This window comes from Ligilactobacillus pobuzihii E100301 = KCTC 13174 (genome assembly GCF_000349725.1).
Classification (GTDB): Bacteria; Bacillota; Bacilli; order Lactobacillales; family Lactobacillaceae; genus Ligilactobacillus; species Ligilactobacillus pobuzihii.
Genome location: NZ_KB714685.1, coordinates 54,026 through 76,029 on the forward strand (window position 1 = coordinate 54,026; position 22,004 = coordinate 76,029).

18 protein-coding genes are annotated in these 22,004 nt (G+C 33.7%); 17 read left to right on the forward strand and 1 reads right to left on the reverse strand.

What is annotated here, in order from left to right:
- On the forward strand, window positions 1–487 hold a 487-nt coding region (locus LACPOB_RS12915; protein ID WP_258420978.1), incomplete at its 5' end, for a UTP--glucose-1-phosphate uridylyltransferase.
- Window positions 488–648: 161 nt separating this feature from the next.
- On the opposite strand, the gene LACPOB_RS0101835 is transcribed toward LACPOB_RS12915, so the two are convergent.
- On the reverse strand, window positions 649–969 hold the full coding sequence (locus LACPOB_RS0101835; RefSeq protein ID WP_017867134.1) for a helix-turn-helix domain-containing protein: 321 nt from the start codon (window positions 967–969) through the stop codon (window positions 649–651).
- A gap of 377 nt (window positions 970–1,346) precedes the next feature.
- Between LACPOB_RS0101835 and LACPOB_RS12405 the strand changes: the two genes are divergently transcribed.
- The 16 genes from LACPOB_RS12405 (at window position 1,347) to LACPOB_RS0101915 (ending at window position 21,956) form a co-directional block, all read left to right on the forward strand.
- Entirely contained in the window at window positions 1,347–1,511 is a 165-nt protein-coding gene (locus LACPOB_RS12405) for a CAT RNA binding domain-containing protein (protein WP_017867135.1), read from the forward strand.
- Between the two features lie 285 nt (window positions 1,512–1,796).
- Window positions 1,797–2,204 (forward strand): PTS sugar transporter subunit IIA, encoded by a 408-nt coding sequence (locus LACPOB_RS0101845; protein ID WP_017867136.1) that lies wholly within the window; start codon window positions 1,797–1,799, stop codon window positions 2,202–2,204.
- 21 nt (window positions 2,205–2,225) lie between these two features.
- A complete protein-coding gene (locus LACPOB_RS0101850) occupies window positions 2,226–2,708 on the forward strand; it encodes a PTS sugar transporter subunit IIB (protein ID WP_017867137.1) in 483 nt (160 codons plus the stop codon).
- The gene (locus LACPOB_RS0101855; protein WP_017867138.1) at window positions 2,705–3,508 is read left to right on the forward strand and encodes a PTS mannose/fructose/sorbose/N-acetylgalactosamine transporter subunit IIC; all 804 of its coding nucleotides are present in this window, start codon (window positions 2,705–2,707) and stop codon (window positions 3,506–3,508) included. Before LACPOB_RS0101850 ends, LACPOB_RS0101855 begins: the two co-directional genes overlap by 4 nt.
- Entirely contained in the window at window positions 3,498–4,310 is an 813-nt protein-coding gene (locus tag LACPOB_RS0101860; RefSeq protein WP_017867139.1) for a PTS system mannose/fructose/sorbose family transporter subunit IID, read from the forward strand. Before LACPOB_RS0101855 ends, LACPOB_RS0101860 begins: the two co-directional genes overlap by 11 nt.
- An 18-nt stretch (window positions 4,311–4,328) precedes the next feature.
- On the forward strand, window positions 4,329–5,333 hold the full coding sequence (locus LACPOB_RS0101865) for a hypothetical protein (RefSeq protein WP_017867140.1): 1,005 nt from the start codon (window positions 4,329–4,331) through the stop codon (window positions 5,331–5,333).
- Window positions 5,334–5,453: 120 nt separating this feature from the next.
- Window positions 5,454–5,615 carry a CAT RNA binding domain-containing protein gene (locus tag LACPOB_RS12590; protein ID WP_017867141.1) on the forward strand — a complete coding sequence of 54 codons (162 nt, stop codon included), beginning with the start codon at window positions 5,454–5,456 and terminating at the stop codon, window positions 5,613–5,615.
- A 486-nt stretch (window positions 5,616–6,101) separates the two neighbouring features.
- A complete protein-coding gene (gene galU, locus LACPOB_RS0101875; protein ID WP_017867142.1) occupies window positions 6,102–6,974 on the forward strand; it encodes a UTP--glucose-1-phosphate uridylyltransferase GalU in 873 nt (290 codons plus the stop codon).
- Between the two features lie 1,044 nt (window positions 6,975–8,018).
- Window positions 8,019–11,270 (forward strand): CDP-glycerol glycerophosphotransferase family protein, encoded by a 3,252-nt coding sequence (locus LACPOB_RS0101880; protein WP_258420979.1) that lies wholly within the window; start codon window positions 8,019–8,021, stop codon window positions 11,268–11,270.
- A 98-nt stretch (window positions 11,271–11,368) separates the two neighbouring features.
- Window positions 11,369–13,291 carry an XcbB/CpsF family capsular polysaccharide biosynthesis protein gene (locus tag LACPOB_RS0101885; RefSeq protein WP_017867144.1) on the forward strand — a complete coding sequence of 641 codons (1,923 nt, stop codon included), beginning with the start codon at window positions 11,369–11,371 and terminating at the stop codon, window positions 13,289–13,291.
- A gap of 166 nt (window positions 13,292–13,457) precedes the next feature.
- On the forward strand, window positions 13,458–15,512 hold the full coding sequence (locus tag LACPOB_RS12255; protein WP_017867145.1) for an XcbB/CpsF family capsular polysaccharide biosynthesis protein: 2,055 nt from the start codon (window positions 13,458–13,460) through the stop codon (window positions 15,510–15,512).
- Window positions 15,513–15,802: 290 nt separating this feature from the next.
- Window positions 15,803–17,026, forward strand: a complete 1,224-nt coding sequence (locus LACPOB_RS11560) for an ABC transporter ATP-binding protein (protein WP_017867146.1) — start codon at window positions 15,803–15,805, stop codon at window positions 17,024–17,026.
- The gene (locus LACPOB_RS0101900; protein ID WP_017867147.1) at window positions 17,026–17,835 is read left to right on the forward strand and encodes an ABC transporter permease; all 810 of its coding nucleotides are present in this window, start codon (window positions 17,026–17,028) and stop codon (window positions 17,833–17,835) included. The genes LACPOB_RS11560 and LACPOB_RS0101900 overlap by 1 nt, the downstream gene beginning before the upstream one ends.
- Window positions 17,836–17,995: 160 nt before the next feature.
- Window positions 17,996–19,639, forward strand: coding sequence for a CDP-glycerol glycerophosphotransferase family protein (locus LACPOB_RS0101905; RefSeq protein WP_017867148.1), 1,644 nt, complete (start codon window positions 17,996–17,998; stop codon window positions 19,637–19,639).
- Window positions 19,640–19,669: 30 nt separating this feature from the next.
- A complete protein-coding gene (locus LACPOB_RS0101910) occupies window positions 19,670–20,854 on the forward strand; it encodes a CDP-glycerol glycerophosphotransferase family protein (protein ID WP_017867149.1) in 1,185 nt (394 codons plus the stop codon).
- A complete protein-coding gene (locus tag LACPOB_RS0101915; RefSeq protein ID WP_017867150.1) occupies window positions 20,844–21,956 on the forward strand; it encodes a CDP-glycerol glycerophosphotransferase family protein in 1,113 nt (370 codons plus the stop codon). Before LACPOB_RS0101910 ends, LACPOB_RS0101915 begins: the two co-directional genes overlap by 11 nt.
- The last annotated feature ends 48 nt before the right edge of the window (window positions 21,957–22,004 follow it).

Sequence of the window (22,004 nt, forward strand, 5' to 3'; positions counted from 1 at the left end):
CGATGACATTATGCAAGATAAGATCCCTTTGACTCAACAATTGATGCAGCGCTATGATCAAACACATGCATCAACTTTAGCCGTGATGAAAGTACCACATGAAGAAGTCAATAAGTATGGTGTAATCGACCCAGGTGCTCAATCTCAACCCGGATTATATGATGTTAAGCAATTTGTCGAAAAACCTGATGTAGAAAAGGCGCCTTCTGATCTGGCAATCATTGGTCGCTACCTCTTGACGCCCGAGATTTTTGATATGTTAGAAACTCAAAATCCAGGGGCAGGGAATGAAGTTCAATTGACGGATGCCATTGACCGTTTGAACCAAATTCAACGTGTGTTTGCTCACGAATTTAAAGGTGGCCGGTTTGACGTAGGATATAAGTTTGGCTATTTGAAGACTTCTATTGAATTTGGGTTGAAGCATCCTGAAGTTAAGGATGACTTGAAAGCTTATATAAAAGAATTAGGGAAGAAAATCAAATAAAGTTATTGTTTCTCATTTTTAATTGAATAAAATCCCATTGTGTTGATGAATAAAAAACGTCAGCACTTTTTATTTTCTTAAAAATAAAAAGGACATCGCTGTCCTTAAGTTTCATATTTGTTTAAAAAGCTTCTATCCAAGCAGAGTAATACTTTGAAAAGTTAGTCTTGAATAGCAGATACAAAGCTGAGAATTGCTTCGGAAAGTTTTGCGCGTTTATCTTCGGGGAGTTTTTCTAAGTAGTGCAGTAACTCCAACGTTTCATTATCTGAAATTTGTGGAAAATTAAAAACATCTTGAATTGATAGATCTAAAGCTTCCAAGATTTCAACTAATTTATTTATTTTGAGATTACTGACTTTTCCTAGTTCAATTTTTGAAATAAAACTAGTTGAAGAGTTAGACGCTTCCGCTAGTTCATCAATAGTCATGGACATTTGTAGTCTTTGGTTACGAATTATTTTTCCAATTTTTGGTATCATCTATTCTCATTTCCTTAAAAAACTTTGCTAATAGTTTAACCATACTTAAAGTTTTTTTTATTTAGAAGAGAAACATTTACTTATCTAATGTTAAAAAGAGTAATCACATACTTGATTATTGGATGTAAGTAGTTTAGTATAGTTGATAGAGAGAACATTAGTAGTGATTTTATTAACAAAACTTGACATATATCGTGGGATTCTTATTTAGAGTAAGTAGGCTTAATTCCCTGTTTATGTCGTAAGAATTTGTTTTTGAATATGGAAAGTATTGGTAACTGACTGTTGGTTATAATTTGATGTTCATATTGAATACATATTTTCAAAATTTAAATGTTAACGATTACATGTATGACATTAATCAGGGAGCTGGTTAGATGAAAGTTATCCAGGTTTATGGTCAAAATGCTGTTAGAGTTCGGAATAGTGCTGGCGAAAGTATTATGTTGGTCGACAAGGGAATTGGGTTTAAGAAAAGAAGAGGGGATTTGATACAGCAGCGGCCAACAACTCAGGTCTTTATCGAAAAAACAGTTAAATAATATGATACTGTGGGGAGTAACTATCTGGTAGGCTTAACCCAAATTTTCACTATTTGTTGAAGATTTGGGTTTTTTTATTGGGAAAATTACGTCAGATTTGCTCTTAGTGAATTAGACTCTGCTTGTAACAAAAATAAATAATTGGGGAGTAACTGCTTGGCAGGCTTGACCCGTTTTTTTCCCAGTAATTCTAGGGGAAAGGAACGGGTTTTATTTTGGGAAAATTTGTTATTTTCCTTTGAGTACCTAATGCGAGTCAACAAAATTTGAAAGGAGGTGATGAGAATGCGGGAATATTTATTAGCTTCACATAGTAACATGGCCAGAGGTGTCAAGGATTCATTAGAGTTGATCATGGGTAAGCAAGAAAATGTTTATACTCTCTGTGCGTATGTACAGAGTGATTATGACCTAGAAAGTGAAATTATTAATTTTTTGAAAGCGCATGCTTCTAGTGAACTGATTGTCATTACTGATCTTCTTGGTGGCAGTGTCAATAACGAATTCTTAAAATTGCAACCAACGTTTGATTATTATTTAGTTACGGGTTTGAACCTTACTTTGGTCCTTGAATTAGTAAATAGCAGTAATTTGTCAGCAAAAGAAGCAATTGACAAAGCCGTTCTTTCTGCTAGAAAAGCGCTGCTAAACTGTGCGGAGTTAACTGTCAGCAAAAGTGAGGATGAGTTCTAATTAAGAAAGGGAGGAAATAACGTGATTAAGTTAATGCGCATTGATTATCGTTTACTACACGGTCAGGTCGCCTTTGCCTGGACGAATTTTCTGGGTGTGAATGCTATTTTGATTGCTAACGATAAGGTTGCTCACAGTAATTTCAGAAAAAAGACACTTAGTTTGGCTAAACCAAGCGGGGTGAAGTTGATTTTTAAAACTGTCGCGGAGTCTGTCCAAGCAATCAACAGTGGTGTGACGGACAAGTATAAAGTTTTTGTGATCGTTGAAACTGTTAAAGATGCTTATGAATTAGTGAAGAATACTGAACAGATCAATGACATCAATGTAGGTTTAGTTGCCAGTCGGCCTGAGACGCAAGAAATTGCTAAGTCAATTTATGTGACAGTTGAGGAAATTAAACAATTGGTTGAAGTTGAAAAACAGGGCGTGAATGTCATTATTAAGCAAGCTCCCAATGATGGAGACGTTAGATTTAGCAGCTTAGTCAAAGATCGAGGGTGAATGATTTGATAGGTCAAACAATTGGAATTTTTGTGATCTCAATGGTGGGTAACCTGGAAGATTTTATGGGCACTTCTTTTTTAGGACGACCCTTAGTGATGTGTTTTTTGGTCGGAATTTTATTTGGTGATGTTCACCAGGGGCTGGTACTTGGTGCTGCTCTGGAGTTGATTTTCATGGGTATGATGGCGATTGGTGCTTCAATTCCACCCAATGAGATCGTTGGTGGGATCGTTGCTTCTGCCCTAGTTATGAAAAACGGTTATAGCATGAGTGTGGCTTTGGCGTTAGTAATTCCTATCGCGACTGTCGGTATGTTATTTGAAAACTTCCTCTATCTGGTTATTAACCCAATTATGGTACATAAGGCTGATGATATGGTTGAAAAAGACAAGTTAACTTCAGCGGCTAATATGCATATCTGGATCAGTCTGGTACGACCGGTTGTTTTATCGCTGGTCATTACAGTGGCCTTTGCAGCTGGTAGTGGTCCAATCACAGCCTTTTTGAAAATTATTCCCCAATCCTTTATTGATGGGATGACAATTGCTACTAATATCTTGCCGGCTGTAGGTTTTGCGATGCTTTTGAATATGACATTTTCCAACAAGCTCGCACCATTCTTCTTTATGGGCTTTGTTTTGGTAACTTATTTCAAGCTAGATATGATTGCTATTGCTATTATTGGGACAATAGTTGCTGCAATCATCTATATTATTTTAAATGAAATTCAAGAAAAGGGTGGAAGTAATGGACAAGGCAGCAACGAAGAAACAGACGAGTTCTCCGATGACTTCTGAGAAAAAAATTACTAAAAAAGAACTAAAAGGAATCTTTTGGCGGTCAATGCCGATGGAAGCCTCTTTTAACTACGAAAGAATGATGAGTATTGCTTTTGGCTTTTCGATGATGGGTGTGATCAAGAAATTATACCCCAAGCTTCATGATCAAAAAGAAGCTCTAAAACGTCACTTGGAATTTTTCAACTGTACTTCCGCAATGTCACCTTTTATTTTAGGTGTGGCAGCTTCTATGGAAGAAAAGAAAGCCAATGACCCAGAATTCGATGTTTCATCAATTAACGCAATGAAGGTTGGCTTAATGGGTCCATTAGCTGGGATCGGGGATTCTTTCTTCTGGGGGACCCTACGCATTATTGCGAGTGGGATCGGTATTTCTCTAGCCAAACAGGGTAGTGTGTTAGGGCCGCTGCTATTCTTAGTTATCTACAACGTGCCTAATTTGTTGGTTCGTTATTACGGCACGATGTTAGGTTATAAGACAGGAGTTACTTTTGTCGAAAAGATGGCGAGTGGGTTAATGGACAACATTACATTTGCCTTAAACATTCTGGGTAACACAGTGATTGGCGGCATGATCGCCTCAATGGTCATTGTTAAACTGCCGACTAAAATTGCTGGCGGCAAAGACCCACAGACGATTCAGACTCTCTTAGACTCGATTTTACCCAATGCAGTTCCGCTCTTACTGACTTTTTTCATCGCATACTTATTAAAGAAGAAAGTGAATGTCTTTGTGATCCTCCTGGTAATTATCATAATTAGTGTCTTGGGAGCGCAGTTCGGATTCTTAGGAAAATAATAGAAAAGGAGCAATAGCATGAATTTTAATGGTGAGAGTATTTTAAACAGTTATTCAAAAGCAGTCAAACAATTGCCACAGATTTCAGAAATGGCAGAGGAAATTAACCACAAGGATATTGAAACTATCTACTTAGTTGGTTCTGGTGGTGCCTTTACAAAATATGTCGATTCACGCGCAATTTTGCTAAAAATAATGAATACTAAAATTGTGATCACAACTCCTGATGAGCTGTGGAATGTCTATCATGATCAGATAGATAGTCATTCTTTGCTTGTCTTTGGGACAGAGTCCGGCGAAACCAAAGAGTTGATAGCAACCTTGGAGAAAATAAAGGCGGCTCACTTAAACGTTACGATCGTGGGACAAATTGGAAGTGACCACACAGTCATCGATCAGAAGGAATTGTATGACTATCGTATTTCTTCTTGTGAGACGGATGTTCATCTTGTAGCTTTTGGGTGGTTAATGATTTTGTTGAGTCAGAAGTATACTGAAGAGGAGCTACTGAAAATACAAAAGAGCTTTACGCAAGCAGGGGAAATTATTGTAGAAGGACTTAAAAAAATTTTTACGGCTGCTCAAGAGATGGTTAATAACGTTGATTTGGCCAAACCGCAGATGTGGCTTACATCCGGCAATTTATGGGGTGAAGTTTGTTGCTTCTGCAACTATATGTTGGAAGAGATCCAACGTATTCCGGCTCAAGGAGTTCATTCTTCTGAATTCTTCCATGGTCCGTTTGAACTAGTAGAAAAAGGCGTGCCGGTTTTTGTAGTTTTAAATTCTGGAGCTACTCGTTCTGAAGATGTTAGAGTACTAAACTTTTTGAAGAAGTACACTGACCAATTTTTCTTCTTGGATATGCAAGAATTTGATACTAGTGGTTTGCATCCAGTAGTCGCTAGCTTTGTTGAATGTGCCGCTTTGAGTGAGTATTTTGATACTTTGCTAAATTTGTATACTGAAAGAACTGGTCGGTCAGTTAAAACGAGAAGATACTACAAGATCGTTGAATACTGAGTGAGGGAAGATTTCTCTGTTGCTGGAGTCGAGACGCTCAAATAAAAGAGTGTGAGTTGCTAATTTCTCCACTGCAAATATTAACGATTACAGAAAGGGCCGCAAGTAGGGTATGCTGTGATGAAAGTTATCCATGTTTACGGGCGAAATCTTGTCAGAGTTCGGGATAGTACGGACGAAAACATTATGTTGGTTGATAAAGGAATTGGTTATAAGAAGCACAGAGGTGATGAAGTTCATCCAGGACCCAACATACGTAATTTTGTAAAAAAGATAGCTTAAATAACTATTATAGGGAGTAACTATTTAAGAGAGTTGACCCGAATCTTTCACAGGTAATTCTGATAGAAAGATTCGGGTTGTATTTTGGATAATTTTTGGGACTTTTTTCAGACAACCCTTAATTCAAATAAGAACATTTTTGAAAGGTGGTAAAGGAATGGATATTGCGGCTGAAAACTTGGAGCAGTATTTGGCAGGTCAGACTGTGAATGTAGTTAATGGGACGTAAAGTTTAAGTTTAGTAGTAATATTGCTAGATAAATGGTTTGTTGCTGTAAATTTTAATACAGGTGCTTACGTAAGAAAGTCCACCTCGGGTTGAGAGGAACCCCATAATTGCTAGACATACAATCTAATAATTGTGGGATGTTTTTAATAATCTTTTTTAGCCTGATTTACTTTAGTATAAGAATATTCATTTCAAAATGGCCTTTTTAAATGGTAGAATATCAGTATTAAATAGGATAGTAAATTAGGAGGATATACATGAAAGTCAGAAAAGCAGTCATTCCAGCCGCTGGTTTAGGGACACGTTTCTTACCTGCGACTAAGGCATTGGCTAAAGAAATGTTACCGATCATCGATAAACCAACGATTCAATACATAGTTGAGGAAGCTAAGAAGTCGGGAATCGAGGATATTTTAATTGTTACGGGGAAGGGAAAACGCCCAATTGAGGATCATTTTGATTCGGTACCGGAATTAGAACAAAATTTGAAAGAAAAAGGTAAAGACGGTCTATTAAAATTGGTTGAACAAACAACCGATATTAATATTTACTTTATTCGTCAATCTCATCCACGTGGATTGGGCGATGCTGTGCTAATGGCTAAAGATTTTGTGGGTAATGAACCATTTGTTGTAATGTTGGGTGACGACATTATGCAAGATAAGATTCCTTTGACTCAACAATTGATGCAGCACTATGAGCAAACACATGCTTCAACTTTAGCTGTCATGAAAGTACCGCATGAAGAAGTTAATAAGTACGGTGTGATCGATCCAGGTGCTCAATCTCAACCCGGATTATATGATGTTAAACAGTTTGTCGAAAAACCAGATGTAGAAAAGGCGCCTTCTGATCTGGCAATCATTGGTCGTTATCTTTTGACACCCGAGATTTTTGATATGTTAGAAACACAAAAGCCAGGTGCAGGTAATGAAGTACAGTTGACGGATGCCATTGACCGTTTGAACCAAATTCAACGTGTGTTTGCTCATGAATTTAAGGGTGACCGTTTTGACGTAGGGTATAAATTTGGGTACTTGAAGACCTCGATTGAGTTTGGGTTAAAACATCCTGAAGTTAAGGATGACTTGAAAGCTTATATTAAGGAATTAAGTAAAAAATTGAAATAACAAGCGTTTTTAGATATTTGTTAAGATAAGTTTATGGAAAGCATCACAGATTTTAAGTCTGTGATGTTTTTTGGCGTGCTTAGGGTAAATAACTAGGCGGTTGGAGCCCGTTGTGAGATATAGCGGGTGGTAACACGCACCGAAGGCAGACTACTCGAAGCCAAACAGTAAAGTAACTGTCATGTCATAGGAGGTCTTTCAAGTCAGAAATTATTTCTGATAAGAACAGACCGTACAGTAATGTTTAGCTTCATACGACAGAAGTCAGCCAAAAGAATATTAACCAATAATAATTTTGACGGGGAGAATATGATAATTGCAGAAAGCAGAAATAAAACTACCAGCAAAGAGTGCTAGAGGGAGTAAAGGGAACATGGGCGTGTAATAAAAGAAGAATTCAGAATGGCTCGTTATGTAAGCAAAATTTAGATTAAGATAATTCAAGTAATTTTTGACTATGTCAGGCGTAACAAAGAAGAAATAATTGAAGATATAATCGTTTAGAACTGGTTTCTTACTTGAAGAAGCAAAACAGAAAAATTGTGTACTGAAGACATACGAACTCTATGCCGTTAAACGATATGAGTGGTGTGATATGGCTGATAAAATTTACTGCTTTGATTATAAGGTTTTGTAGCTAGCCAGTAAGTAACGTATTTTGAAATTTATAGTGAAAGTAGTATATTTATAGGTAGATTTCTTTAAAACTCAGTTAAATATAAGTCGAATTTCGCTTCAGCTAATTTAATTGAGATATACTGATTAGGTGGCTTTAGGGTCCAGTTAAAAAATATTGTTATTATTTATAGAAAAATGTAAAAAATGGATTGTTGCAAGTTAAGTACAGCATTGTATATTTTGTTACTAAATGATTAAGCGTGTAATTTTAGTTAACTTCTAAATTTAAGCTGAGTTTGATTATAAGTTAAGTAAAAGAAAGGTAGCGTATTTTTACATATGGATGTTTCAAGAGTCTTAATACGAGAAAAACAACTATTCGTTAAAATAGAGAATATTAATGAAAATGAAGAATTGTCTTTTGCCTTGCAAAATCAAGAAACAAAAGATGTTTTTTATGTGGATGCTCAACCGGATATTCAAAATCAGCAAGTCATACTTGATTATGAGCAAATTTGTTTACCAAAAGTTGAGCAAGTCAATTATGAAGTTTTTTTATCTACGAAGGAAGAAGGGCTTATTCGTCTAAAAAATAAGAAGAGAAAGTTTGGACTAAATCTGAATAGAAGAGAAGTTTTTTATCACACTGATGAGCAGTATGGCTTTCGTTTTTATTTTACAAAGGATAATCAAGTCTCATTATTAAGAGGGAATTATCTGAATGTCGAAAGTAAATTTAAGCGGCAACGTAAAATTGATATCCCTATCGATTCATTTACCTTTTTTAATGACAAGCTGGCTTTAAATACCTCACTCAAGAGTAAGGGTGACAATATTTATGTTGCTTGGAAAGAAAAAAAGAATAAATATATTTTGCATACTGGTGCTTATTTTCGGGTTGATGGAAACCGTGCAACGATTGAAATTAATAGAGGAGCCTTACCATTAATTATTGAGCTGAAAAATGCAACTCCTATTGTTGCATTTATTAGAGGAAATATTCTTTATGAAGGAAGGTTGACCACCGATTTAACTACTTCAAAGAGCCAAATCGGGAATAAATTAGGGATTTATTGTTATTCTAATCATGGCAAATTTAGGATAACTTCTAATTTAGAATCGTATTTGGAAAAGGTGCTCAGTGTTCCTAAAGAAGCATGTGTTGTAGAAAAACATTCGTTTTCCCCTGAGCTCCTCAGTGTTGACTTACTTGAGCAAAGTGATCAAGCTGAAAATGTTTTTATCTTTAAAGAAAATATTGATAATAAGTATTTTGAATCGGTTGAAAATTTTACAATTAGCGATTCTAGAATTGAAATTTCTGACAAAGTATTAGAATCTCCCGAGCAGCACTACCGGTATATCCTTGTTGAGAAAACGAACGCTCAAAATAACGGTGACAATTTACAAATGTTTGACGAAGCAGAAAAAGACAGTGAGGTCATGTCTACTGATTATCGATATTTTGGTTTTTATAACAAAGAATATGGCGATGAAGAACTTAAGAAAAAGAGACCAAATGAGTCTATAAAAATTGATAGTAATTCATACTTGTTAGTATATTGGAATGTTGACAGCGAATTGATCTTTAAAACAGTTACTTCAGAAAGGTACCAGGATATCCTTTATAAAGAGGCTGAAATTGAGATTCCCGTAGCCTATTTTAAGGAAGATATTGGGGAAATTGAGGTAAGACTAAAATCAATAATTTTAGATTCAAAAAGTGAAGTTAACTTTTACTTAAGCGAACGCAAGACAAAACAAAAAGTAGCTATTAACTTTAGAATTAAAGATCTACAAACAGTGGTTTTGGACTTTCGTTCATTTATAAGTGAACAGGAATTGATTTCAACTAGATGGGATGTGTTGGTTGAATTACGACAGCAGGGAAGGAAAAACCATGGCAAACTAGGCTTATTTTCAAGTGAAGTGAAAGATAAGTTTAATCGCTACTTATCTCCAATCAGTAAAAAACAATCAGACAACAAGTTTCGTTTAGTACCATACTTTAGTTCTAAAAATGAATTATGCTTGATTTGGAATGATAGTGATAATATCCATAATGAACGACTTGAACATGATATGAAAATCACTAATTATAAAGTCACTAAAAAAAATATTATGGTAGAAGCTACGCTTTCAAATATTGGTGTTTCTAATTTTAAAGTTGTACCTGGTAAAATTAAGTTGAGAAACAAGTCTATGGTTGTTGAGCATGAGATCCCAGCAAAGGTCGTTTCAGTAGCTGATGAGCAGTTCACGGTTCAATTAAATATTGATCCCCACAAATTTCATTTTTTGCCTTTCTATTGGGATATTTATGTTATTCTTCAAGTTGGAGAAGAGAAGTTCCCATTTCGTTTAAAAAATCCGACTAGACATTTAAAACGCTCAGTTAAGAAACGAATCACACGTAACGAAATTGATTTGGCTGACCATTATATGATTTATCCATATATCACTGCTGATAAATCTTTTGCATTAACATATCGTGAAAGAATGCCTTATGAAAATAGAAGAAATAGATTTAAGGAAAATATTGCGTATGTTGTATACCGTCTATTCCAGAGACAATTAGAAAAGAAAAAAATTTGGATTGGTTATGAGAAAAATGCAGCGGTTGCGCAAGATAATGGCTACCAGTTTTTTAATTATTGTTACAATAATAATAAAAAGGATAATTATTACTTCGTGATCAAAAGGGATTCTCCGGACTATGAAGACATCAAGTATCAAAGTGATAAAATTTTAAAATTTATGAGCTTTAAGTATATGCTTTATATGTTTGGAGCAGAATTAATGATTTCTTCTGAGTCTAAGGGTCATAGTTATGATATTCGGATTCAAAAGGGACGTTTGCATAATATTTTAAATAGAAAGAAATTTATCTTCTTACAACATGGAGTAATTGCTCTTAAACGAGTTGATTATGTATTTAATAAGCGGAGAAATAAAGCAATATCTCTATTTGCTGTTTCATCTGATTTCGAGAAGGGTATAATTCACAACAATTTTGGTTTTGATGAGTCTGAAATTATGGTGACAGGACTTACACGGTGGGATGTGCTTCAGGATAAATCACAGACTGGAGCCAAGAAGATTTTTGTCATGCCGACATGGCGTTCTTGGATGGATGGTATCCCTGAGAAGGAATTTATTGAAAGTAATTATTTTAAGCATTATAAAGAACTGCTTGAATCCAAAAAATTGGATAAAATGTTGGAAAAAAATAATATTGTTTTACATTTTATGTTACATCCTAAGTTTAGTGAATACAGTGACAAATTTACGATTCATGGAGAACATATCCAAACACACCAATTTGGGGATGTAAAAATCAATGAAATGTTGATGGAGAGTTCTTTGCTAGTTACTGATTATTCAAGTGTTTCATTTGAATTTTTCTATATGAAAAAGCCAGTCGTGTTCTTCCAATTTGATCGGGACGATTATGAACGTTATCAGGGGACTTATATGGATTTTGATAAGGATTTGTTTGGTGATTCAGTCGCAAATGTTGACGAATTGCTAGGTGCTATCCAATACTATATCAATAATGGCTTTAAGGAAAATCCACAATATTCACCTTTAAGGAATAAGTTCTTTAAATATGCTGACCATAATAATTCAAAGCGTACGTTTGAGGCAGTTCGTGAATTTGAGAAAAAGCTTCAATAATAGCTTTGAAGAACTTAGAATATTCTAAGAAACTTTCGTTAAAATTAATTAAATAAAATCAGTATGCTTAAGGTGAAGTTAGCAAAGGGGTTAAATTGATGAAGATTTTAACTATGGGCTCTCCGGCGTCCACATATATTTTTAAACAGGAAGTTAATGAAATATATAACGGGAATTATAATGTCCAGACGGTAAAAGAATTTTATACTCTAGGCCATCTTTTATCACGTTATAAAGATGTGAAAAAATTTGCGGAAATTTTTAAAAAAAATGAAAAATTGTACGAATTTTTAAGTTGGAATTTTGAGGACAACTTTTGGGCGAAGTTAGGAGATTTCCAACCTGAATTATTAGTACTAGATTTATTTCCAGAAATCTATTTTGGTAGTTTGAAATTAAAAGATGGAACTATGGTTACTCGAAACTTTAGGCTAATGAACTCAGTGCCTGACGACGCTACAATTTTTAACACTAAGAGTTCTGATTATATTGAAACGGTGGCACAACAGGTTGAATGTTTTGAAAAAAGAGTACATGAGATTTCGCCAAATACGAAATTGATTATTAATGGTGCAAAATTTCCCATTCATATGTCTAAAGATGGAGCTATTAAAACAAAATATTACCGTAGTGTATATAAATTTTCGGTTAACAAAATTAACGGTTATAATCGCCATTGGGAAGAATTGGATAAGGTATTAAGAGAAAAGGGCTTTCATGTTTTAGAATTTAATCAGAAAAATAGTGCAGCGGAAGTGAACTTTCCTACTGGAGAGCAGTGGTATTATTTTTATAATCAAAGCTACTATACGGATGTTCAGAGCCAAATTGAAGTTTTAGCTCAAAGTTACAATTTAGGGCCAACGATTTTATTTTTAGATGAAGATTCCCAAATGAACATCGAAGAAATCAACCAAGAAATTGTTTTTTTGAATGTACCTGGTTCGGAGGAAAATTTAAAAGTATTTCAAAAAAATAAGAAAGCTAAAAAAATTGCCCTGAAATTATCTGCACATGACTATATCCTTCATGGAAATATGGGAACTTTTTATCGTTTCGTTAAAAGAACGGAGTTGGATACTAATTATCCAAAATATAAAGATGTTCATTATCGAGTTATTCCACCTAAAGAAGATAAAAAATACTGGAGTAATAGATTGCTTGTGAGAATGCTTAGTTTTACCGCCCATAATAAGACTTCGATGCTTGGTAGAAATTTTCAGCGTGATTTTAAAACTTTAAAAGATAGTGTTGTTAAAAACACATATATATTAGAGATCGGTGATATCAATTTAATAAACGGAAGTTATTATACGAACACAAAAAACTTTCCAGATTATGAGGAGCAAGTCCAAGAGTTAATTCGATTTATATCTGAAAAATATAATGTTAAAAAGGATGAAATTGTACTTTACGGTGCTTCTCGTGGAGGAACAGGTGCTTTTATCCACGCAGCTTTAGGAAACTATAAGTTTGTAGCTGCGGATCCTGTTATTAATGATATGCCTTGGTATAAGGATTCTGATATTCATTTTATTGAAGGAGTTAGGGAAGTCGATTTAACTGAAAAAGTAAGGTCTTCATTGGAAAATTATAAACGTGCGAGTTCTGATGGAGTAATACTATCTTCAAGTAATGTTGGTGTTACTTTTTCTTCACATTTAAGACTTCCACTAGAAAAAGTTACTTTATTAGATTTAAGTATGAATTTGTATAAGCATCCTGGTTTTAATGGCAAAACTGTGTCTATCCAATTAAGTGTTATCAATCGTTTATTAATGGAAGACAATGTAAATGTGATAGATAGTAATGCAGACTTACCAGTTGGAGGAGTTGTTCTTGAAATTAAACACCTTGCTAAAAATGCAATTAGCTTTGACAAGATAGAAAATTTTAGGATTCGCTTAGATGACATTAAAAGTTCCAGCGAGCTTGAGTATGAAAAAGCCATGAAAAATATCTACAATGAATATAAGCATATACGAACAGATGATTTCTTTGAATATTATACTACTTTATAAATAGTAAATAACATCTATTGAGGTACATCATATGTCCCCATTCAATGTGCTTAGCTAATCATATTGAATAAGTTTTTAATTCTTAATGACATTATGGATATATGGAACATCTTTAAGTATACTGAACGTGATAATTCTTGATCGGTTTTAAGGTGGTTTATAAATTATGAGGGAAAATTTATATAGTGAAAGTGGTACCGGTTCTTCCAAAAAAAAACATGTGCCAAATTTTATAAAAAAAATAACGAGCGATTTTAGTGAAATGAAGTCTAAATTATCTAAAAAAAATAGTTCACTGAAAATTTTAACAATGGGCTCTCCTGCGTCTACTTATATTTTTGATCAAAAAATTAATGAAGTATACAATGGAAATTATAATGTCCAAAAGGTTAAAGAGTTTTATACTCTGGGTCATTTTTTATCAAATTATGGAGACATAAAAAAATATGCAGATACTGTCAAGCAAAATAGTGATTTATATGAATTTTTAAGTTGGGATTTTGAAGTTGGACTTTGGGAAAAATTGAAAAATTTTCAACCAGATTTATTGGTATTTGATATGTTTTCAGATATTTATTTTGGTAGTTTTAACTCAGGAGAAAAAACATTAATTACACGCAACTTTAGACTAACCGATTCAATGCCTGAAAATACTGTTCTCTTTAACACAAAAACAACTAACTATGTTGAAAAGTTGGTAGAAGAAGTGGAAACTTTTGAAAAGAGAGTAAAAAAAATATCTCCAAAAACAAAACTAGTTTTTAATAGTATGAGACTACCAAATCATATGTCAAAAGATGGCGTTATCCAGGACGAATATGATCATGATAAGTACGGATTATCTGAAAAAAAGATTAACGGATACAATAGAAATTTAGGAGCTTTAGAACGTAGACTTGCTGAAAAAGGCTATGATTTATTGAGATTTGATCAGAAAAATAGTGCGGCAGAGGTAAACTTTCCAAGTGGTGAGAATTGGTATTATCTATATAACCAAAATTATTATACTGATGTTCAGTGTCAAATTGAAATGATAGCTCAAAAGTATACTCTAGGACCAACTATTAAAACGATTGATGCAAATATTGATGAAGATATTTCACAGTTAAAACAAGATGTTGTTTTATTAAATGTTCCTAATAATAGAAAAAATAGTATGCGAGTTTTTGAAAAAAATATTCCTGCTAGGAGAATTGCCTTGGCCTTGGCAGGTCAAGACTATGTTCTTCATGGCAACAGAGGGTCTGCATATAGATTTGTTAAAAGAACAGAGCTTAAGAGCCAGTTCCCTATATATGAAGGAGTTCATTACCGTATAATTTCGCCAAAGGAAAGCAAGAAGTATTTTGAAAATCATCTTTTAGTACGTATGTTAAGTTTTGGTGTACATGAGAAAACTTCTATCTTCAAGAGGAATTTTCAATTTGATTTTAGAAATTTAAAAGATAGTATAGCTAAAAATACTTATATTTTAGAAATTGGAGATATAAATTTAATAGGTGGAAGTTTTTATACTAGTACAAAAAATTTCCCAGATTACGAACAAAGAATCCAGGAATTGATTTTTAAAATTGCGCAAAATTATAACGTTTCTACAGACAATATTGTCATTTATGGTGCTTCTCGTGGAGGAACAGGTGCTGTTTTGCACGGTGCTTTAGGAAACTACAAATTTGTTGGCGCTGATCCGGTGATAAACGATACACAGTGGTATTATCCCTTTGATTCGCATTTTGTAGGTGGGGTTAGAGAAATTGATTTGACCGATAAAGTGTCAAATGCTTTAAATAATTATTCCAGACCCAAAGATGAAGGTTTTATTCTGTCTACTAGTAATGTAGGTCTTACTTTTTCTTCACATTTAAGGTTACCATTAAATAAGTTTTCTTTATTAGATTTAGGGTATGATTTATTTGATCATGGTGATTTTAATGGTAAAACTGTACCAATTCAACTGAGTTATATTAACCGTTTATTGATACAAAATGACCTAGATGTTATTAAGGACTGTGATGATTTGCCAAAAGGTGGAGCCGTTCTTGAAGTTAAAAACGTAGCTCAGGGAGCAATAAATTTTGAAAAATTGTCTTGCTTTAGAATTAGGCTGTCTGATATAAAAAATAGTAATAAGAAATTATATAATAAAGCAAAGAGAGTCATTGCTGCAAAATATAAACGTGCAGGTAGGGATAAAAACTTTTTATATTTTCGTGTAAAATAATGTAATTTTAATTGGTGTTGTTCAAAATTTAAATTTTAAAAGTATGATTTTTATTCACCCTATTTAGTATGTACTACTAGAATAGGGAGTTTTTAGCTAACGTTTTAAATTAGGGAAAGCTTGTATGTGCTTTGTATATTGTTTAAGTTTTTAAAATTTTCTTCTGTTTTTTATGGTGATGCGTTAAAATGGTTAACGATGGACTTTGGACTAGTAGGAAAAGTAATTAATTAAATTAGAGATCCCCTTGTAAGAAAATTTGAGGGAGTATTTTAGAGGATAGGAAAATTATGAATTCTGACAAAATAAAAATTAAAGCTGAATATTTGACCAAAAAATTTGAGTTATTACCAGCTAAAAACACTAAAAATAAGGCTAGGTCATTAGTTAGTTCTTCAAACAAAGAAGACCAGGATTTTTGGGCATTGCGAAATATTAGTTTTGAGATCCGTAACGGTGAGTGTGTTGGTGTAATTGGCTTAAACGGGGCTGGTAAATCAACATTATCTAATATCATTAGTGGACAAATTTCGCAAACTACCGGCCAAGTTGAAATTAATGGTGATGTTTCAATTATCGCAGCCAACGCGGGTATGCAAGGAAATCTTTCAGGACGTGAAAATATCCGGTTAAAAGCATTGATGGTTGGTATGTCGAATAAAGAAATTGATAACAAAATGGATGATATTATTGAATTTTCGGAGTTAGGTCCTTTTATAGATCAACCAGTAAAAACATATTCATCTGGTATGAAAGCAAAGCTTGGATTTTCAATTATGGTTCATCAAGATCCAGATATTATGATCGTTGACGAAGGCCTGTCAGTAGGTGATAAGACTTTTGTGGATAAATCTCGGAAGAGAATGTTTGAATTTCGCGATCAAGGGAAAACCATTTTACTTGTATCTCACGACATGCGAACGATCAAAGAATGGTGTGATCGTGTCATTTGGCTGAACTATGGAGAAGTTAAGGCGTATGGTACACCGGAAGAAATTTTACCAGAATATAATAAATTTGCTAATTGGTTTAAAAAACTTTCGCGAAAAGAGCAAAAAATATATAAAGATAAACAAAGACAAAAGCAAATGGATTATTCAGTAAATCAATTAAAAAAGGATGTTCTTAGCGAAGATCCCAATATGTCCGAAGCGGAGAAACAAGAGGTCACCCAAAATCTTAAAAAGAATAAGGACAGTCATAAATTATCTTTACTCTCAAAAGTTGTAGTTTGGTTTTGTTTACTTGGCTTTATATGGACAGGTCTTGTGTCTATTAGTGATACAAGATTGATAGAATCAATAAAACATCCGGGAGAATTTTTGACGGAGCGGCTCTTTAAAGAAAAAAAATCATCGGAAATTAAGAGTAGCGACGTTATAGAGATCAAGGGTAGCCCCGTTGCTATTATTGATTTCGCAGATAAGAAACCACAGCATACGGAATTGGCAATGAAAAATGGTGATCAGAGTAATGAAACAATACAACAACTAGTAGATGGAGCAGATCAATAATGAAAGATGCAATTCTTTACATCAAGGAACAAATTAAATATTTTCGTGTGGCGGTTAATTTGTCACAGTATAGTACGAAAAGTACTTCAATGCAGAATAAATTTGGTAGATTATGGGAAATTTTAGATCCGTTAGTGCAACTAGCAATTAATTATTTGATTTTTGGCGTGTTGATGCACCGGACTGCTCCAGATGGCTTGCCACCTTTAGCCTGGATGTTTATTGGTATGGGAGTTTATACTTTTATGCAACACGTGATCACTGTTGGCTCAAAAAGCGTAACTAGACAATTCAAGTTAACAGCTAAAATGAAATTTCCAGTCAGCATTATGCCGACCTCTTCAATGGTTGGCTTTCTGACAGAATTTTCTATTATGGTTGGTGGCGGTTTAGTTATTGCAATGTTTTATGGCTATTATCCATCTATTTATTGGTTGCAGATCTTCTTTTATTTTCCACTGTTGATTATTTTTTCACTTTCAATGTCATTACTTTGTTCTTCGATTGAAGTAGTTTTTCCGGACTTTAAATTCTTTTTGAACTACATTTTTAGATTCTTAATGTATGGTTCTGGGGTAATTTTTGATTTAGGTCATTTCAGTGTAATACCTAATTTGTTTATTCAAGCGCAATTGATCAATCCTTTCTATTATTTAATTGAGGGATTTCGTGATATTGCTTTTGGCAGAGAGTGGTTTTGGGATAAAGGAATGTTTAACTTAGGTTTTGTTTTGATAACTTTATTTCTTCTGATCATTGCCGCTAACACACATATGAAAATACGTGATCGCATTTCAGACTACTTATAAACTTTTGGTATTCATACTGACGTCCTGAATATATTTGTTAAATTTAAATATAGTTTGAATAACTTATTTAGGCTATCCAATGTTGGAGGAAATATATTTATTTTAACCTTTTAGACTGGATCGACCTAAATATTTTTATTAGGTGAGGATTATAAATAAAGTGACAAAAATAAAAATTAATAGTATTAAAAATGTAGATAATTTAATTAAGCTGACAATTGATAAAGTTCAATTGTTAAATGATCCAGTTTTGTATGTAAAAGCTCGTAAGGATGAAACGTATTCTTTAAAAATAACGCCTCAAGAGATAACTGGTGATGGTGTAGCTTTTGTAATCGATGCAACGACATTATCTCCTATGAACCTTTATTATGATCTTCTATTGGAATATGTGGGTGCAGATGGGGTTGTTGAGGCGCAGGCTTTATCGGCTAAATCGAGTTTTCAGCGGCTTTCGACAAATATTTTTAACTTAAAGCATCAAAGCGTTGAGCACACAAAACATTCGTATGTGGTTACAGAGTATTTTGCTGCTGGGGGCGTTTTGGCATTTCAGGTACGAGAGAAAGATTGTTATGATACAAATACTGCTAAGTTTAAAGAGTTTGTTGCCTGTTTATGTATGCCATTTGTTTATTGGTATTATAGGGATACCAAGTTAATTTATGAAAAATTTTCAAATTATGCACGTGATAATTCCTTTTATTATTTTTCTTATGTTCAAAAACATGTTCCAAACAATCATTTATTTTATGTGATTAGAAAAGATTCGCCTGATCTTAAAAATGTGTTACCTTATAAAAAACACATTGTTTATTTTATGAGTTTGAAGCATTTAATTTTGATTATGGCTTCCAAGTATTTTATTGCTTCAGAAACAAAGATGCATGCTTATGCTTGGCGTCATAATCAGAGTGTTTTTAAATTTTTGATTAATCGCAAGCCATTTGTGTTTTTGCAACACGGCGTCTTAGGTTTAAAGCAAGTACCACACGCTTTCTTTGCTGATGACAAAATGAACCATGCAGACCTTTTTATTACCAGTTCAAAAGTAGAAAAAAAGATCGTGACAGATTTTCTTGGGTATAAAACGAAAAATGTTGTTGTGACTGGCCTAGCGCGTTGGGATAACCCGAGAAGAGAGAAAAAGCAAAAGAAGATTTTTGTGATGCCGACTTGGCGCGTTCAGCTGGAATTTTTAGATGATGAACAATTTTTGAAAAGCGACTTTTATCAAGCATACTCTAAATTATTACATTCTGATAAAATAAAAAAAATCTTAAGCGAGTCTGGCTATACGCTACATTTCATGATGCATCCTAAATTTGTTCGATTTGAAAAATACTTTCAGTCAGATGATGATCTCATTAAAGTGATGCATCAGAGTGAGATTTCGATTGATCGTGAACTAAAATCTAGTGAGCTTTTGATCACTGATTATAGTAGTATTACTTGGGATGCCTTGTATTATGGTATTCCCGTGTTATTGTTCCAATTTGATCAAGAAGAATATGAAAAATTACAGGGAAGCTATCTTGATTTTAACCAAGATTTAACTGGATTGATCGTTAAAAATTCCAGTTCGCTATTAGATCAAATAGGGAAGTTTTTTAATGGTGCAGAAGTTGTTAACGTTAGTTCTTATCAACAAAAGTATTTTGACTATATTGATCAGCACAATTCGCAGAGAATCAATAAGGCAGTTCAACGTTGGGAAAAAGGTTATCCTTTTGAGTCAATGTTTAAAAAGATAGTATCTAAAGTTGCCAAAAAAGTTTTCGGAAAGTCACATAGTTATGAATAAAAATTAGTTACTAAATAAAAGAGGTAGAAAATGAAGGTCTTAAGTTTTATTAAATTATATGTTCTAAGGTACACAATGGCACTTTTTTTAAGAGTATTGGCACCCTTTATAAAGGTGGAGCCAAAAACAGTGTTGTTTGTATCCTTTGGTGGAAAGTCATATTCTGATAGTCCGCGTTATTTATTTGAATATATGAAAGAACAGCCAAAATTTTCTGACTACCGTTTTGTGTGGGCTTTTAAGTCTCCTAGAAAAATAGAAGGAGCCGAAACAGTTAAATTCAATTCCTTCAAGTATTTTTACGTGTTGTTACAAGCTAAATACTGGCTTTTTAATTCTAAAATGGCTCCTTATTATTACAAAAAATCTTCCCAAGTTTATTTGCAGACCTGGCATGGAACACCATTAAAGCGTTTAGGCCATGACATTGCGGATAATGGTTCGACTTATTACCGTAGTCGACAGACTTATGACCAAATGGTAACGAGTTATGATAATGATAGCCGACACTGGGATTATTTAGTTTCTCCGAACGCCTTTTCTAGTGAAGTTTTTTCAAGTGCTTTCAATTTTCCAAAAGGAAAGATGCTGGAAACTGGCTACCCACGAGTTGATTGTCTGGTCCAAAATAGTCAAAGCAAAATTGCTAAATTAAAAGAAGAATTTGGTATCCCAGCTGATAAAAAAGTAATTTTATATGCACCGACTTGGCGTGACAATTCTTTTGCTTTAAGCGGCTATACTTTTGAATTACAAGTTGATTTTCATAAGTGGTATTCTGCTTTGGGTGACGACTATGTGGTGATTTTTAAACCACATTATTTGATTGCTAGCAACTATGAAGTCCCTGATGATTTAACAGATTTTGTTTTTCTGATGGGCGCTAATGCTGATATTAATGATGCATATTTGATGAGTGATGTTTTAGTGACTGATTATTCTAGTGTCTTTTTCGACTATGCAGTACTTAATCGGCCAATATATTTTTATATGTATGATTTTGACGAATACGAAGGTGAGTTACGAGGATTTTATTTAAACGTCCCCGATGATTTGCCTAATGATATTGATAGAACGGAAGATGAGTTACTAGCAGAAATTAAACATGGTGATTTTGACTATGAGCGATTGGCTAAATTTAACCAGAAATTTAACTTGTGGAATGATGGTAGATCAAGTGCCAAAATTATCGAGGAGGTATTTGATGAAACTTAAGTCAATTATTTTAACTGCTCTGTTAGCTATCTTTTATCCTTTTGCTTTGTTACAAAGAGTTCATTCTAGGCGGATAACTTTTATTTCGTTAGAACATGATCATTTATCCAAGGATTTCAAGTTGATTTATGATCAACTTGAGACTAAAGAAGATTATGATTTGCAGACAGTTTTGTTTAAACTTGAACCTTCTTTTTGGGGTAACATAAAATATGGGTTAGCTTGTATTCGTCAGTTGTTCTTGATTCAAAGTTCGCGGTTAGTTATCTTAGATTTTAATAATTTTGTAGTGTCAAAATTTCCACATAAGAGTCAGGTCAAGGTTTTGCAACTGTGGCACGCAACTGGAGCTTTAAAGAAATTTGGCAATGAAGTTGAGCGCGATTATGTCATTCAACATTATGATTATGCTTTGGCAAATTCAGCTTTTTTTAAGACAATCTATTCTCAGGCTTTTAATCTTCCAGAAGACCAGGTGGTGGTGACTGGGATACCTGATAATGATAAAAACTTTGATGCGAATTTTACTAGACAGACTAAGTTGAGATTGTTAAAAAAGTACCCTCAGTTGGTTGGCAAAAAAGTCGTTACTTATGCTCCGACTTTTCGGGGAAGATTTGGGACACAATTTAATGAGGCAGAAATCGATTTAAAGTACCTTCGTCAAGAGCTAGGTAACGACTATATCCTTATTTATAAGGCTCATCCATTAATTTCAAATTCAGTATATGCAAATGATCCTAATGTTCTTTTTATCAAGGACGAGTTGATTTCAAATATTTTTTGTGTGACTGATTTGTTGATAACTGATTATTCAGCTATTACGATAGACTGGATGGCTTTTGATAAGCCAACAATTGCTTATGTGCCTGATCTGGATAAATATGCGCGTAAGCCAGGACTTAATATCGATTACGAATCAGAATTTCCTGGTGTGGTTGTACGTGATCAAAGTCAACTGACTGGTGCTATTGAAGTAGCTGATTCTGATTTGAATAAGCAAAAGCGCAGGCAGTTTACTGATAAGGTCTACCAATTTACAGACGGTAAGTCAACAAAGCGTGTGATCGAATTGATCGATTCAATTATGTTTCCAATTTAAGTATTAAGATACTAAACGTTATTAACAATTAACTAACGGCAGTTAACT

What these genes read in the sequence shown, in the direction of transcription:
- LACPOB_RS0101835 (WP_017867134.1), bottom strand. Translation starts at nt 969, where the DNA reads ATGATACCAAAAATTGGAAAAATAATTCGTAACCAAAGACTACAAATG.
- LACPOB_RS12405 (WP_017867135.1), top strand. Translation starts at nt 1,347, where the DNA reads ATGAAAGTTATCCAGGTTTATGGTCAAAATGCTGTTAGAGTTCGGAAT.
- LACPOB_RS0101845 (WP_017867136.1), top strand. Translation starts at nt 1,797, where the DNA reads ATGCGGGAATATTTATTAGCTTCACATAGTAACATGGCCAGAGGTGTC.
- LACPOB_RS0101860 (WP_017867139.1), top strand. Translation starts at nt 3,498, where the DNA reads ATGACTTCTGAGAAAAAAATTACTAAAAAAGAACTAAAAGGAATCTTT.
- LACPOB_RS0101865 (WP_017867140.1), top strand. Translation starts at nt 4,329, where the DNA reads ATGAATTTTAATGGTGAGAGTATTTTAAACAGTTATTCAAAAGCAGTC.
- LACPOB_RS12590 (WP_017867141.1), top strand. Translation starts at nt 5,454, where the DNA reads ATGAAAGTTATCCATGTTTACGGGCGAAATCTTGTCAGAGTTCGGGAT.
- galU (WP_017867142.1), top strand. Translation starts at nt 6,102, where the DNA reads ATGAAAGTCAGAAAAGCAGTCATTCCAGCCGCTGGTTTAGGGACACGT.
- LACPOB_RS0101885 (WP_017867144.1), top strand. Translation starts at nt 11,369, where the DNA reads ATGAAGATTTTAACTATGGGCTCTCCGGCGTCCACATATATTTTTAAA.
- LACPOB_RS12255 (WP_017867145.1), top strand. Translation starts at nt 13,458, where the DNA reads ATGAGGGAAAATTTATATAGTGAAAGTGGTACCGGTTCTTCCAAAAAA.
- LACPOB_RS11560 (WP_017867146.1), top strand. Translation starts at nt 15,803, where the DNA reads ATGAATTCTGACAAAATAAAAATTAAAGCTGAATATTTGACCAAAAAA.
- LACPOB_RS0101900 (WP_017867147.1), top strand. Translation starts at nt 17,026, where the DNA reads ATGAAAGATGCAATTCTTTACATCAAGGAACAAATTAAATATTTTCGT.
- LACPOB_RS0101910 (WP_017867149.1), top strand. Translation starts at nt 19,670, where the DNA reads ATGAAGGTCTTAAGTTTTATTAAATTATATGTTCTAAGGTACACAATG.
- LACPOB_RS0101915 (WP_017867150.1), top strand. Translation starts at nt 20,844, where the DNA reads ATGAAACTTAAGTCAATTATTTTAACTGCTCTGTTAGCTATCTTTTAT.